15 protein-coding genes are annotated in these 14,074 nt (G+C 67.6%); 3 read left to right on the forward strand and 12 right to left on the reverse strand.

Features of this window, described 5'->3' with window-relative positions:
• Position 1: 1 nt before the first annotated feature.
• Complete coding sequence (locus ACN27E_RS12615) at positions 2–1,177, reverse strand: NAD(P)/FAD-dependent oxidoreductase (RefSeq protein ID WP_422749499.1); 1,176 nt, start codon at positions 1,175–1,177, stop codon at positions 2–4.
• A 9-nt stretch (positions 1,178–1,186) separates the two neighbouring features.
• Entirely contained in the window at positions 1,187–1,681 is a 495-nt protein-coding gene (locus ACN27E_RS12620; RefSeq protein WP_422749501.1) for an Lrp/AsnC family transcriptional regulator, read from the reverse strand.
• Positions 1,682–1,794: 113 nt separating this feature from the next.
• Between ACN27E_RS12620 and ddaH the strand changes: the two genes are divergently transcribed.
• Together ddaH and rocD are read left to right on the forward strand one after the other, a co-directional pair.
• Positions 1,795–2,613 (forward strand): dimethylargininase, encoded by an 819-nt coding sequence (gene ddaH, locus ACN27E_RS12625; RefSeq protein ID WP_422749503.1) that lies wholly within the window; start codon positions 1,795–1,797, stop codon positions 2,611–2,613.
• A complete protein-coding gene (rocD, locus tag ACN27E_RS12630; protein ID WP_422749505.1) occupies positions 2,586–3,830 on the forward strand; it encodes an ornithine--oxo-acid transaminase in 1,245 nt (414 codons plus the stop codon). The genes ddaH and rocD overlap by 28 nt, the downstream gene beginning before the upstream one ends.
• Here rocD and ACN27E_RS12635 read toward each other — a convergent pair.
• Positions 3,827–4,681 carry a mycofactocin-coupled SDR family oxidoreductase gene (locus ACN27E_RS12635; RefSeq protein ID WP_422749507.1) on the reverse strand — a complete coding sequence of 285 codons (855 nt, stop codon included), beginning with the start codon at positions 4,679–4,681 and terminating at the stop codon, positions 3,827–3,829. The two genes, rocD and ACN27E_RS12635, sit on opposite strands and share 4 nt — an antisense overlap.
• A gap of 136 nt (positions 4,682–4,817) precedes the next feature.
• Between ACN27E_RS12635 and ACN27E_RS12640 the strand changes: the two genes are divergently transcribed.
• Complete coding sequence (locus ACN27E_RS12640) at positions 4,818–5,654, forward strand: universal stress protein (RefSeq protein WP_422749509.1); 837 nt, start codon at positions 4,818–4,820, stop codon at positions 5,652–5,654.
• Positions 5,655–5,659: 5 nt separating this feature from the next.
• On the opposite strand, the gene ACN27E_RS12645 is transcribed toward ACN27E_RS12640, so the two are convergent.
• The 9 genes from ACN27E_RS12645 to ACN27E_RS12685 form a co-directional block, all read right to left on the reverse strand.
• Entirely contained in the window at positions 5,660–6,502 is an 843-nt protein-coding gene (locus ACN27E_RS12645) for an SHOCT domain-containing protein (RefSeq protein WP_422749511.1), read from the reverse strand.
• A 68-nt stretch (positions 6,503–6,570) separates the two neighbouring features.
• Complete coding sequence (locus ACN27E_RS12650; RefSeq protein ID WP_422749513.1) at positions 6,571–7,389, reverse strand: cutinase family protein; 819 nt, start codon at positions 7,387–7,389, stop codon at positions 6,571–6,573.
• A 149-nt stretch (positions 7,390–7,538) separates the two neighbouring features.
• Complete coding sequence (gene tuf / locus ACN27E_RS12655; protein WP_422749515.1) at positions 7,539–8,729, reverse strand: elongation factor Tu; 1,191 nt, start codon at positions 8,727–8,729, stop codon at positions 7,539–7,541.
• 160 nt (positions 8,730–8,889) lie between these two features.
• Positions 8,890–10,995, reverse strand: coding sequence for an elongation factor G (fusA, locus tag ACN27E_RS12660; RefSeq protein ID WP_422749517.1), 2,106 nt, complete (start codon positions 10,993–10,995; stop codon positions 8,890–8,892).
• Positions 10,996–11,094: 99 nt separating this feature from the next.
• Positions 11,095–11,565 (reverse strand): 30S ribosomal protein S7, encoded by a 471-nt coding sequence (gene rpsG, locus ACN27E_RS12665; RefSeq protein ID WP_422749519.1) that lies wholly within the window; start codon positions 11,563–11,565, stop codon positions 11,095–11,097.
• Entirely contained in the window at positions 11,565–11,939 is a 375-nt protein-coding gene (gene rpsL, locus ACN27E_RS12670; RefSeq protein WP_422749521.1) for a 30S ribosomal protein S12, read from the reverse strand. The genes rpsG and rpsL overlap by 1 nt, the downstream gene beginning before the upstream one ends.
• A 264-nt stretch (positions 11,940–12,203) precedes the next feature.
• Positions 12,204–12,833, reverse strand: coding sequence for a TetR/AcrR family transcriptional regulator (locus ACN27E_RS12675; RefSeq protein ID WP_422749523.1), 630 nt, complete (start codon positions 12,831–12,833; stop codon positions 12,204–12,206).
• A 75-nt stretch (positions 12,834–12,908) separates the two neighbouring features.
• Positions 12,909–13,457 carry a DUF3558 domain-containing protein gene (locus tag ACN27E_RS12680; protein WP_422749525.1) on the reverse strand — a complete coding sequence of 183 codons (549 nt, stop codon included), beginning with the start codon at positions 13,455–13,457 and terminating at the stop codon, positions 12,909–12,911.
• A 6-nt stretch (positions 13,458–13,463) separates the two neighbouring features.
• Positions 13,464–14,006 (reverse strand): DUF3558 domain-containing protein, encoded by a 543-nt coding sequence (locus tag ACN27E_RS12685; protein ID WP_422749527.1) that lies wholly within the window; start codon positions 14,004–14,006, stop codon positions 13,464–13,466.
• Positions 14,007–14,074 lie beyond the last annotated feature (68 nt).

Here is a 14,074-nt window from a genome sequence, read left to right on the forward strand (position 1 = left end):
GTCAGCCCAGCACGTCGGCGATCGGTGCACCACTGGCGATCTTGGCGCGCGCCTTCATCACCTTGCCCGGCAGGCCCCCGCCGACCACGCCGGCCACCACACCGTCGCGCTCGTAGTAGGCCAGGAACTTCCGGCCGTCGTCCTGCACGATGTGCACGATGTCGTCGGCCTCGGGCTCGCCGAGACACTGGATCTTGACGTCGTACTGATCACTCCAGAAGTAGGGCACCGAGACCAGCGCTGAGCTCTCCTGGCCGAGCAGTGCGGGTACCAGTACCCGGGCCTGGTCGGCGACATTGCTCCAATGCTCTACCCGCACTTGGTTTCCGACCGTGTCCCGCCAGGAGGCGACGTCACCGATGGCCCAGACGTTCGGTGCGCTGGTGCGGCCCTCGCTGTCGCACACCACGCCGTTGTCCAGTGCGATGCCGCTGCCGTCGAGCCAGTCGGTGGCCGGGCGCGACCCGATGCCGACGATCACCAGGTCGGTCGGCACCTCGCTGCCGTCGGAGAGCGCGACCGCGTCGACCCGGTCGGCCCCCTTGACCTCCGACACACCGACCCCGCAGCGCACGTCGACCCCTTCGGCCCGGTGCAGCCGGGCGACCAGTTCGCCGATCTGCTCGCCCAGTACCGAGGCCAGTGGCGCCGGCTGCGGCTCGACCAGCACGACGTCGACGCCCAGCTTGCGCAGGCTCGCCGCCACCTCGCAGCCGATGAAGCCGGCGCCGATCACCACCGCCCGGCGTGCCGAGCCGGCCTCCTGGCGCAACTTGATGCTCTCGTCGAGCGATCGCAGCACATGGATGCCCGCCAGATCCGGGAACGACGGGATCCGCTTGGGCACCAGACCGGTGGCGATGACCAATTCGTCGTAGGCGACCACGGTTCCGTCGCGCAATGTGACGGTCTTCGCGGCGGTGTCCAGCGCGGTGACACCGGCGCCCAGCCGCATCGTGATGTCGTTGTTGGAGTAGAACTCCGCCGGTTTGAGCGTGACGTCGTCGGTCTCGCTGCGCAGCACTTCCTTGGACAGCGGCGGCCGGTCGTACGGGAGGTGGTCCTCGTCGCTGAGGATGGTCACCGGTCCGGCGTATTCGGAACGCCGCAGTTGTTCGGCCGTGCGCGCTGCGGCCAGACCGCCGCCGACGATGACGACGCCTGCTGATGTGCTCACGTGCTGGTTCTACACGATCGGAGGCTCGGCGGGTATGCCCCCCTGCTGTTGCGCGGCTTCAGGGCGCGCCCGTTCGATCAGGTTCGACAACACCACGATGCTTTCGCTGCGTTCGATATCCGCGGTGGAACGGATGCGTTCCAGGGCGTCCTCGAGGTGTCTCATATCGCGGGCGAGCACGTGCAACATCGCGTCCGCGGTGCCCGTCACGGTGGCCGCGCTGACCACCTCGGGGATCGCGATCCACGCCGCGCGTAGCTGGTCGGGTGCGATGGTGCCGTGACAGAAGACCTGAACGTACGCTTCGGTGTTCCAGCCGAGCGCATTGCGGTCGACCACCGTGGTGAACCCGCGGATCACCCCGTCATCGAGCATCCGGTCCACCCGGCGCTTCACCGCGGGCGCCGAGAGGTTGACCTGCTGCCCGATCTCGGCGAACGTCGCCCGCGCGTGTTCGGCGAGCACGGCGAGGATGCGTTCATCGGTGCCGTCCAACCGGTCCACGGTCACTCCCTTGCAACAAACGGCCGCCATTTCCCGAGCGGCGCAACAAATCGAGCATAGACACGCAATGGACGACAATTGATTGCACTCCGCCGGATTTCTATCGTCGATCTATGACGTTCCCCGTCGTCCGCAAAGCCCGCCCACGTCATTACGTCATGACCCCGCCGACGTTCTTCGCCGTCGAATACGCGATCAACCCGTGGATGGACCCGGCGGCCACGGTGGATCCGCACCGGGCTCTCGACCAGTGGGAGGCGCTACGCCGCACCTACAAGGAGCTCGGCCACACCGTCGAACTGCTGGAACCCATCGAGGGGTTACCCGACATGGTCTACGCCGCGAACGGCGGGATGTGCGTCGGCGGTGCGGCTGTGGTTGCCCGGTTCGCCTATCCGCAGCGCGCCGGCGAGTCAGCCGCCTACGCCGAGTGGATGGTCCGGCACGGATACCGTCCGGTGACCACGCACCACGTCAACGAGGGGCAGGGCGACCTGCTGGTCGTCGGCGACATCATGTTGGCCGGTCACGGATTTCGCACCCAGCGGCGCGCACACGACGAGATCGCCGACATCGTCGGCATGCCGGTGATCAGCCTCGAACTCGTCGACCCGCGCTTCTACCATCTCGACACCGCACTCGCGGTGCTCGACGACTCGACCGTGGCGTTCCATCCGCCGGCGTTCACCGCCACCTCGCGCGACCGGCTGCGAGCACACTTCCCCGACGCCATCGAGGTCTCCGAGGCCGACGCAGTCGTCTTCGGTCTCAACGCCGTCTCCGACGGTCGCCACGTGGTGCTGCCCGCGGCGGCCACCGGCTTCGCCGGTCAATTGCGCGCCGCGGGCTTTCACCCGATCGGAGTCGAGCTGTCCGAACTGCTCAAAGGCGGCGGATCCGTCAAATGCTGCACTCTGGAGGTACACCCGTGACCGTGCTCGATCACCCCACTGCCACCCAAGCGCTGATCGCCGCCGACGAACGCCACGTCGCCCACAACTACGCACCGCTGCCGGTCGTCGCCGCCACGGCCGAGGGCGCGTGGATCACCGACGTCGAGGGCAGACGCTATCTCGACTGCCTGGCGGCGTATTCGGCAGTCAACTTCGGCCATCGCCATCCCCGCATCGTCGCCGCCGCCCATGCCCAGCTCGACGCGGTGACGCTGGTGAGCCGCGCCTTCCACTCCGACCGGCTGGCGCCGTTCTGCGCGGCGCTGGCCGAACTGTGCGGTAAGGACACGGTGCTGCCGATGAACAGCGGCGCCGAGGCCGTCGAGAGCGGCATCAAGGTCGCTCGCAAGTGGGGCACCGACGTCAAGGGCGTCCCCGCCGGCATGGCCACCATCATCGTGGCGCGCAACAATTTCCACGGTCGGACGACGACGATCGTGAGCTTCTCCGACGACGACACCGCCCGGCGGGGCTTCGGCCCCTACACCCCCGGCTTCCGGTCCGTGCCGTTCGGGGATGCCGAGGCGCTGGCCGCGGCGATCGACGACCACACCGTGGCGGTGTTGCTCGAGCCGATCCAGGGTGAGGCCGGCATCATCGTCCCGCCGGAGGACTACCTGCCGCAGGTGCGCCGCCTGTGCACCGAACACAACGTGCTGATGATCGCCGACGAGATCCAGTCCGGACTCGCCCGGACGGGACGCACCTTCGCCTGCGATCACTGGGATGTGGTGCCCGACATCTACCTGCTGGGCAAGGCGCTCGGCGGCGGGATCGTCCCGGTGTCGGCGGTGGTGGCCGACCGCGACGTGCTGGGCGTACTGCATCCGGGCGAGCACGGCTCCACCTTCGGCGGCAATCCGCTGGCCGCCGCGATCGGCAGCACCGTCGTCGAACTGCTCCGCACCGGTGAATTCCAGCGGGCGGCAACCGAACTCGGCGCGCAGCTACACGCCCGCCTGGGCGGGCTGATCGGACACGGGGTGATCGCTCTACGGGGCCGTGGACTGTGGGCCGGTGTCGACGTCGACCCCGGCCTGGGCACCGGTAAGCAGATCAGCCTGGCGCTGGCCGAACGTGGCCTGCTGGTCAAGGACACCCACGGTTCGACGTTGCGCTTCGCACCGCCCCTCGTGATCACCCCGGCCGAGATCGATTGGGCCGTCGACCAACTGGGCCAGGTGCTGAGCCGCTAGTACTTGGCGGTGCCGCGATCGACGGCGATCTGCGAGCCCGAGATCGTTCGCGATCCGTCGCCGGCCAGCCAGGCCACCACATCCGACACCTCTTCGGGCGTCATGAACTCCTGCAGGCCCGGCTTACCGTCGTGCGCAACGGGTTTGTACGGCATCGGCGAGAAGCTGTGCAGGAACGCCGGATACTTGCCGAAGATCTCCATCATCGCCTCGGGTTCGACCATCGGGGTGTCGATGGAATACGGGTGGATCGAGTTGACCCTGATCCCGAACTCACCGGCCTCGATCGCGAGGGCGTTGGTCAGCGCCACCAGACCGTGCTTGGACGCCGCGTAGTGCGCGTTGCCGGGTGTCGCCTTGGTGCCGGCCGAGGAACTGACGATGACGATCGATCCGCCGTTGCCGGCCTCGATCATCGCGGGGACGGCGGCCCGGATGGTCTTCCATGTGCCGTTGAGGTTGACGTCGATGACCGCGTTCCACTGGTCTTCCGACATCTCCCAGATGCGCCCCCAACTGAGGATGCCGGCGTTGGCGACGACGATGTCGAGGCGACCGAATTGTTCGACCCCGTCGGCGACCACCTGCTCGAGCGCCGCCAGATCGCGGATGTCGACCTCGCGGGCGAGCACCTTGCGGCCGGTCGCCTCGACCAGCCGGACGGTCTCGGCGAGATCGTCGGAGGTCGGCATCGGATAGGTGACGGTGTCCGACACTGGACCGCAGATGTCGATCGCGATGATGTCGGCGCCCTCGCCGGCCAACCGAACCGCGTGCGCGCGGCCCTGACCGCGGGCGGCTCCGGTGATGAATGCCACTCGGCCTTCCAGGGGGCCACCCGCTGACGTCACCGCTGCTCCTCTCGACGAACTGCCGACAGGCTAACAGCCGAATTGGAACGTGTTCTAGCAACCGTCGTCACCGACCGTGCTGGCCGCCGATCCCGCGGCCGCCTACGATCGGCTGCAGTAGAGCGGAAGGGTCAGCATGGCGCTCGGTGTCATCATCGGCTACGACGGATCACCCGCCGCCACCGCGGCGATCGATGTGGGTGGCCGCCTCCTGCCCCAGGCTCACGCCTGGGTGGCCCATCTGTGGACCCCACCCTTCGCCAGCGACGCGCTGCGCCGACGGCTGCGCGCCACCTCGCGCAGCGCCGGCGAGCTGGTCGAACGCACCGAGGCCGAAGGTGAACGGGAAGCCCAGCGGATCGCCGCCACCGGAACCACTCTGGCCCGCGCCGCCGGCCTCGACGCCGAGCCGTTGGTCAAGCGGTCCTGGGGCGGTGAGGGTCTGGTGCTGGCCCAGCTCGCCGAGCAGGTCGGCGCCGACGTGGTTCTCGTCGGATCCCGAGGTCTCGGCGGAGCCGAGGCGATGTTCGGCAGCGTCTCCGACACCGTGGTGCATTACGCGTCCCGCCCGACGCTGGTGGTGCCCCCGGCGCTGCTCGCCGAGGAGTACGACGCGCTGGCATCCGGTCCGGTGATCGTGGGCTCGGACGGCTCGGCCGGCGCACACGCCGCGCTGGCCGCCGCACAGCATGTCTTCGCCGGACGTGAGCTCGTCGTGGTGGCCGTCGGCGACGGCCACGCCGAGCCGGCCGCGGGCTCCGGTGTGGTGGTCGAGCAGGTGGCCCCGGCACCGGGCGGCTCGGCAAAGGCGACGGCAGAGGCGCTCGTCGGGGCGGCCACGCACCGCCGGGCCGCAGCGATCGTCGTCGGGTCGCGTGGGCGCTCGGCGATGCGACAGGTGCTGCTGGGCAGTGTGGCCAAGGCGACGCTGCATGCGGCGCACCGCCCGGTGCTGGTGGTTCCGAGCGCCTGAGCGGCTCAGAGCGCGTCGATGATCTGCTGACGTTTGGCGGCGTACTCGGCGTCGGTGATGGCGCCGGTGGCGCGCAGCGTCTCCAGCTCCTGCAGACGCTGGGCGGCCGACGGGGCGGCCGGGGCCGGCATGGCGGGCACGGGCGTGGGCATGGCCGGCGCCTGCGCGGCCGGAGCCGGTGCCGGGTGCTGGGCGGCGCGCCGCACCACGGCTTGAACCTGTTGACGCGCAGCCGGATTGGCCCGCAGGTCGATCATGTTGTTCATCCCGATGCCGTGCGATTTGAGGATCTGCAGGATTTCCAGCAACGGGCCGGACTGACCGGTCAGGTCGTAGGTCTGATCGTCCTCGGCGACGGTGAACGTCGCAGGCATCAGTCCAGCGACCAGACTGCTGCGCTCCCAGTCGATCTGGAATTCGTTGGTGGCCGGGTCCACCAGGGCCACGAGTCGACGACTGGTGATCATCGGCAGCCGGGAGACGGCCGCGACCACCCGGTCCTGCGCGGCGAACGGCGTCAGGCCCGGACCGGAGATCTGCAGATCGAGCTTCACCAACGGCTGGTCATTGATGCGGGTGTTCGTCTCGTGGATTCCGGTCACCTGGGCCACAGCCAGCACCCCGCGCGCCTCGAGTTCGGCGGTCCTGGCCGCCGAGCGGGCACCCACGCTGGTGATGCCCAGCGCGATCAGCACGTCGGCCGCGGTGATGAGCAGGCCCGTCCAGAACATCCACTTCATCGTCGGATCCGGTCCGGTCAGGAAGTACGCGGCCAGGAAGATCGGACCGACGATGCCGCAGAGCAGGACGAACGCCTGGATGCGGAGGTAACGCCAGAGGGTGGACATGGCGGTGCTCCTGTGTTCGGCGACAGCGCACACAGCGTAGCGCCGAGGCCGGCGTGGAGCGGGCTGCTTCAGCCCCCGGCGACCGACAGTTGATTGGCCGCCGGTGCGGGGCCGATCAGCTGGTACAGCGGTGAGGTCCACGCATACCCACCGGCCGTGGACCGGGCGTAGCTGGTGTGCACCGCGACGGCTGCGGGGTTCATGGTGTCCTCGGCGTCGGGATCGTAATCGCAGACCGCGTCACCCAGATCGCAGACGCTGACTGTGCGGGCCGCGACGGCCGGCGGCAGCGGGGCCGGTGCGTGCGCGAGGATCGGCCAATCCTGGGCGACACCCTTGCCGGCACCGGGTACGGCGGTCACCGAACCGAGGTTGTAGGTGGTGTCGGTGGGGAGCCGGTCGCCGTCGGCGACGAGCAGGGCGGCGGCCAGGTTGGGACTCGCGGCGAAAGCCTGCAGGTTGCGGTGCACCACCATCGCCCCCTGGGAGTAGCCGGCGAGCACGACCCGGGAGGCCGGGCAGCGCTGCACGAAGGCGTTGTACTGGGCGTTCAACGCTGCGGTACCGGCGTCGACGCTGTTGATGAACCCGGCCCAGCCGAGGATGCTGTCGTCGACCGGAACCGGCGTGGCCGGATAGCTCACGGCTTCGGCGGTCAACGTGCGGCCGTCGCGCTGCACCTGTCGCTGTAGATCCTGGTAGGAGTTGAACACGACACGGCCCATACCGTCGTTCATGGACACCTCGGCGCCGCGCTCACCCGATCCGGCGGCACCGATCCAGTGCAGATCGGGACAATCGAGTTGCGCGGTGGCGGTGCCTGCGGTGACCAGTGCGGACCCGGCGAGTGCGACGGCACCGACCAGCCCAGCGAAACGACGAAACACGAACCCCGACCCTTTCCCGGCCGCGACACGGCCACTGCACAGTTCATCGCCTCAGCGGGTCGTCGCGTTACCCCGGAACCCGCGATCGACGACTGCCGACACGAAAGCGGCGCCCACCCGGAGGTGAGCGCCGCTTCGCGGTTCCGAACTTACTTGTTGATCTTGGTGACTCGACCGGCGCCGACGGTACGACCGCCCTCGCGGATCGCGAACCGCAGACCCTCGTCCATGGCGACCGGCTGGATCAGCTTGACGGAGATGTCGGTGTTGTCACCGGGCATCACCATCTCGGTGCCCTCGGGAAGGGTCACCACGCCGGTCACGTCCGTGGTACGGAAGTAGAACTGCGGACGGTAGTTGTTGAAGAACGGCGTGTGGCGGCCGCCCTCGTCCTTCGACAGGATGTAGACGCTGCCGTCGAACTCGGTGTGCGGGGTCGTGGTGCCGGGCTTGACCACAACCTGGCCACGCTCGACGTCTTCGCGCTTGATGCCACGAACCAGCAGGCCGACGTTGTCACCGGCCTGGCCCTGATCGAGCAGCTTGCGGAACATCTCGACACCGGTGACGGTGGTCTTGGTGACGCCCGGACGGATGCCGACGATCTCGACTTCTTCGTTCACGTTGATCACGCCGCGCTCCACACGACCGGTGACCACGGTGCCGCGGCCGGTGATCGTGAAGACGTCCTCGACGGGCATCAGGAACGGCTTGTCGGTCTCGCGGACCGGATCCGGGATCGACTCGTCGACAGCAGCCATGAGCTCCTGGACGGACTTGACCCACTTCTCGTCGCCCTCGAGCGCCTTGAGCGCCGAGACGCGGACGACGGGGGCGTCCTCGTCGAAGTCCTGGGCGGCCAGCAGTTCGCGGACCTCCATCTCGACGAGCTCGAGGAGCTCCTCGTCGTCGACCATGTCGGACTTGTTCAGCGCGACCAGGATGTAGGGCACGCCGACCTGACGGGCGAGCAGAACGTGCTCACGGGTCTGGGGCATCGGGCCGTCGGTGGCGGCGACCACGAGGATGGCGCCGTCCATCTGCGCGGCACCCGTGATCATGTTCTTGATGTAGTCAGCGTGACCGGGGGCGTCGACGTGCGCGTAGTGGCGCTTGTCGGTCTGGTACTCCACGTGGGAGATGTTGATGGTGATACCGCGCTGACGCTCCTCGGGCGCATTGTCGATCTGGTCGAATGCGCGCGACTCGTTCAAATCGGGGTACTGGTCGTGCAGCACCTTGGTGATTGCTGCGGTCAGCGTGGTCTTGCCGTGGTCAACGTGACCGATGGTCCCGATGTTGACGTGCGGCTTCGTCCGCTCGAACTTCGCCTTCGCCACTTCTGTGTCCTCCTGGACTTGTTGGTGCTGTTTACAGCAGGTTTGGTTTCTTCAGTTGTGTGGCCCGAGAAGAAGACGGGTTAGTGACCCGTCGCCTTCGCTGATCCGAGGGCTCGCCTCCGGGTCAGCTCCGCGCCTCAGGCCTGACGGCCTTCGATGCTCACTGGCCCGTCGCCTTCGCGATGATCTCCTTCGACACGTTCGCCGGAACTTCGGCGTACGAGTCGAACACCATGGAGTAGTTCGCCCGGCCCTGGGTCTTCGACCGGAGGTCGCCGACGTAGCCGAACATCTCCGACAGCGGAACCTGCGCCTTGACGACACGGGCACCGCTGCGCTCCTCCATGGCCTGGATCTGACCACGGCGGGAGTTCAGGTCGCCGATCACATCGCCCATGTAGTCCTCGGGCGTGGTGACCTCGACGGCCATGATGGGTTCCAGGATCACCGGCTGAGCGGCCTGGGCGGCCTTCTTCAGTGCCTGCGACCCCGCGACCTTGAACGCCATTTCCGACGAGTCGACCTCGTGGTAGGCGCCGTCGAGCAGCGTCAGCTTCACATTCACCAGCGGATAGCCCGCCAGCACGCCGTACTGCATGGCGTCCTGGGCGCCGGCATCGACCGACGGAATGTACTCACGCGGGATACGGCCACCGGTGACCTTGTTCTCGAACTCGTAGGTCGCACCGTCCTCGCCGATGAACGGCTCGAGGCTGATGATGACCTTCGCGAACTGGCCGGAGCCACCCGTCTGCTTCTTGTGGGTGAACTCGACGTTCTGCACCGGCCGGCGGATGGTCTCGCGGTAAGCCACCTGCGGCTTGCCGACGTTGGCCTCCACCTTGAACTCGCGGCGCATGCGGTCGACCAGGATGTCGAGGTGCAACTCGCCCATACCGCCGATGACGGTCTGGCCGGTCTCCTGATCCAGGTGCACCTTGAAGGTCGGGTCCTCTTCGGCGAGCTTCTGGATCGCCGTGCCGAGCTTCTCCTGGTCGCTCTTGGTCTTGGGCTCGATGGCCACCTCGATCACCGGATCGGGGAAGGTCATCGACTCGAGCACGATCTGCTCGTTCGCATCGCTCAGGGTGTCACCGGTGGTGGTGTCCTTGAGGCCGATGACGGCGTAGATGTGCCCGGCGCTGGCACGTTCGACCGGGTTCTCCTTGTTGGAGTGCATCTGGAACAGCTTGCCCAGCCGCTCCTTCTTGCCCTTGGTCGCGTTGATGACCTGGCTGCCGGACTCGACGGTGCCCGAGTACACGCGCACGTAGGTCAGCTTGCCGAAGAACGGATGGGTGGCGACCTTGAACGCCAGACCCGAGAACGGCTCGTCGACCGACGGGTTACGGGTGATGACCTCGTCCTCCTTGCCGGGCACGTGGCCTTCGGCAGGCGGGACGTCCAGCGGGGACGGCAGGTAGTCGATCACCGCGTCGAGCATGGGCTGCACGCCCTTGTTCTTGAACGCGCTGCCGCACAGCACCAGGTAGGCCTCGGAGTTGATGGTCAGCTTGCGCAGCGCACCCTTGATCTCCTCGACCGTGAGCTCCTCGCCACCGAGATACTTCTCGAGCAGCGCCTCATCGGTCTCGGCGGCCGCCTCGATCAGCTTGGTGCGGTACTCCTCGGCCTTGTCGGCCAGGTCGGCCGGGATGTCGACGACGTCGTACTTCTCGCCGAGCTTGGCCTCGGCGCTCCACACCTTGGCCTTCATCTCGACCAGGTCGACGATGCCCTCGAAGTCGCTCTCCGAGCCGATCGGCAGCTGGATCGGGATGACGTTCGCGCCCAGGCGCTCCTCCATGGTGCGCACGGAGAAGTAGAAGTCGGCGCCCAGCTTGTCCATCTTGTTGACGAAGCAGATGCGCGGCACGTTGTACTTGTCGGCCTGCCGCCAGACCTGCTCGGACTGGGGCTCGACGCCCTCCTTGCCGTCGAACACCGCGACGGCGCCGTCGAGAACACGCAGCGAGCGCTCGACCTCGACGGTGAAGTCGACGTGCCCGGGGGTGTCGATCAGGTTGATCTGGTTGCCGTTCCAGAAGCACGTGGTGGCCGCGGAGGTGATGGTGATACCCCGCTCCTGCTCCTGCTCCATCCAGTCCATCGTGGCCGCGCCATCGTGGACCTCACCGATCTTGTAGCTGATACCGGTGTAGTAGAGGATGCGCTCGGTCGTCGTCGTCTTGCCGGCGTCGATGTGCGCCATGATGCCGATGTTGCGGACCTTGTTCAGGTCGGTCAGCACTTCCTGCTGTGCCACGGCTAGATACCCACTCTTTCGCTTGCTTGTCGGGTGTTCGGTTGGTCTGTCGTCAGTGACCGCAGGGCACACCGGCGGGCCGGGCGATCAGACCCGGTATCACCAGCGGTAGTGCGCGAAGGCGCGGTTGGCCTCGGCCATCTTGTGGGTGTCCTCACGTCGCTTGACGGCGGCTCCCAGACCGTTGCTGGCGTCGAGGATCTCGTTCGCCAGGCGCTCGATCATGGTCTTCTCGCGGCGAGCCTTGGAGAAGCTGACCAGCCAGCGCAGCGCCAGCGTGACCGAACGGTCGGGCCGGACCTCGACGGGCACCTGGTAGGTGGCGCCACCGACGCGACGGCTGCGAACCTCCAGCGCGGGCTTGACGTTGTCCATGGCACGCTTGAGCGTCACCACCGGATCGGTACCCGTCTTGTCACGGGCCTGTTCGAGCGCACCATAAACAATGCGTTCTGCCAGCGATTTCTTCCCGTCCAGCAGCACCTTGTTCACCAGCTGGGTGACCAGCTGCGAACCGTAGACCGGGTCGTTGACCAGCGGACGTTTGGGTGCGGGCCCCTTACGCGGCATCAGCTCTTCTCCTTCTTGGCGCCGTAACGGCTGCGGGCCTGCTTGCGGTTCTTGACACCCTGGGTGTCCAGCGAGCCGCGGATGATCTTGTAGCGCACGCCGGGCAGATCCTTCACCCGGCCGCCGCGCACCAGCACCATCGAGTGCTCCTGCAGGTTGTGGCCCTCACCGGGGATGTAGGCGGTGACCTCGACCGAGCTGGTCAGTCGCACACGGGCGACCTTGCGAAGTGCCGAGTTCGGCTTCTTCGGGGTGGTGGTGTACACGCGGGTGCACACGCCACGGCGCTGCGGGCTGCCCTTGAGCGCCGCGGTCTTGACCTTCGCGACCTTGTCGTGGCGACCCTTGCGGACCAGCTGCTGGATGGTTGGCATCTACCGGCTTTCTGTGTTGCTCTGCTGTTCTCGGTGTACTGCTAAGTCTCTGTACTGCTGTTTCGCACCTGTTCGCGGACCCCGCGTCCGGGCGTGTCGCACGCGCCTGCACCGCGGCGTTCTCGATGCGTGTTAGACATGCGAATTGCCCGGCGTGCGGCCATGCTGTCCGGACTCCGCCGACGCATGCGCCTCAACGGCCAGGCACGATCCCCCACGATACCAGGATGGTCGGTGCCACTCCAAAATCGGTCGCGCGGGCGCTCAGCCGAGCTCGAGCCCCAGGCCGGATCTGCGCTCCATCCCCGCCGCCAGTCGCAGCACCATATCGGTGAACACCCCGTCGGTGTCGATGCCGTTCATCACGCCGGTCATCTCCAGCAGCACGAACCCGTGCATCGCCGACCAGAACTCGAGCGCGGCGTAGAACGCCTCCTCGCCCTGCAGCCCGTAGGAGGCCAGCACCTCGATGACCGGTGTCGCCGCGGCGCGGGTGGCATCGGTGAACTCGGGATCGTCACCGCCGAGCGGCATCCGGGTGAACGCGGAGTAGCGGCCGGGATGGTGGTGGGCGTAGCTGCGGTAGGCGCTGGCCACCACCATCACCGCGTCGTCGCGCGAGCGACCCTGGCCGACCGTGTTGAGCATCTCGATGATGTCGCCGACCACCCGCATCCGGACCGTGCGCCGCAGATCGTCGAGGCTGTGCACGTGGTTGTAGAGCGACGGACCCTTGGTGCCGAGCTGGGTGGCCAGCGCGTTGATCGTCAACGCGTCCCAGCCTTCGCGGTCCAGGAACGTCAGGGCCGCGTTCACGATGGCTTCACGGCTGAGCCGACCGGCGCGCGCAGGACTGCGGAGCCGACCCCCTTGCGGCTCGGGCCGTGCTGACATGTCCGGTCCACCCTTCGTCATCGCCGACCCATGAGGGGTCAGCGAACGACTCTAGCCCTCACCCGCCGGGCGCAGTCAGTTCACGCGCTCCTGGCTGAGCTGGGCGAGGTGCTCGGTAATCGTGCAGAGGTCCGGCAGGGTCGCCGAGTTCATGGTCTGGATGGACCAGGTGATGACGTCCCCGCCCTTGGCGACGTAGATGCTGCAGGCGCTGTCGTCGGCCGCCTTGAAACCCGCGTTGCCGTCCACTGACAGCTCGGTCAGTGTGCGGCCGGCCTGCTCTTCGAGCTCGCGTTCGGTGTTCATGTCACTGCCGCGGTACCACCAGGTCGAGATACCCATGCCGGCACCGAAGGTGCCGACCATCGTGGTGTCCTCCTGCCAGAAGCAGCCGGCGTCGGACTGGACCACCTTGGTGAACATCTTCTTGCCGACGGCGGCGGTGATGTCCGCGTCGCTCACCCCGTTGCAGTCGCCGCTGCGGAATCCACTCGGCGGCGCGGGCGGCGCCTCGGGTCCGGCCTGCGCACTCTCCTGCGATCCGCACCCCGCCAGGGCGAGGACGGCCAACGTGATCGCCGCGATCGGCAGCGGCTTCAGTGTCGTGTTCGGTGAGGTCTTCACGGCAGCTCACATGTCCGATGACAAGGTGGCCGACAACAGCTTCTCGGCGTCCGCGCAGGCATCGTCGCTCTCCTTACCGCGCAACTGCACCCACCAGCTGAGTACCCCGGATCCGGCCGCAGCAGTCGCCGAGCAGGCGGTCTGCCCGGAGGCGTTCCGGGCGACGAACGCCGGATGCCGTTCGACGACGGTGTCGGTGACCTCGGCAGCTCGTTCGACGGCCAGGGCACGTTCCCGCGACAGTGAACCGCTGTTGAACCAGGAGAAGGTCACATCGATCATGTCCGGGCCGCGCGCGAGCACGTATTGGCATACCGCGCCGCTGTAGGGCCGCACCACCTCGTCGGCGCGCAGCACCTCGGCGACGGTGGAGTCCTCCAGCAACCCGCAGCGATTGTCGACGTAGCCGTAATTGCGGTCGGGGTCCGGAACATCGGGCGCACCCTTCTGGGCGGTGCCGGCCACGGTGTGCGCACAGCCCGAGGCGGTCACCGCCGCGGTGACCGCCACAGCCAAGAGCACACCGCCATGGGTGACACGCCGACGCATCGTGGTCAACGGTACCGAGCACCGACCGGGTTAGCGACCGATGCGCTCGGGCCGAGGCGATGTCGGCG

Origin of the sequence: Mycobacterium sp. WMMD1722 (assembly GCF_049315205.1) — a bacterium.
Lineage (GTDB): Bacteria > Actinomycetota > Actinomycetes > Mycobacteriales > Mycobacteriaceae > Mycobacterium.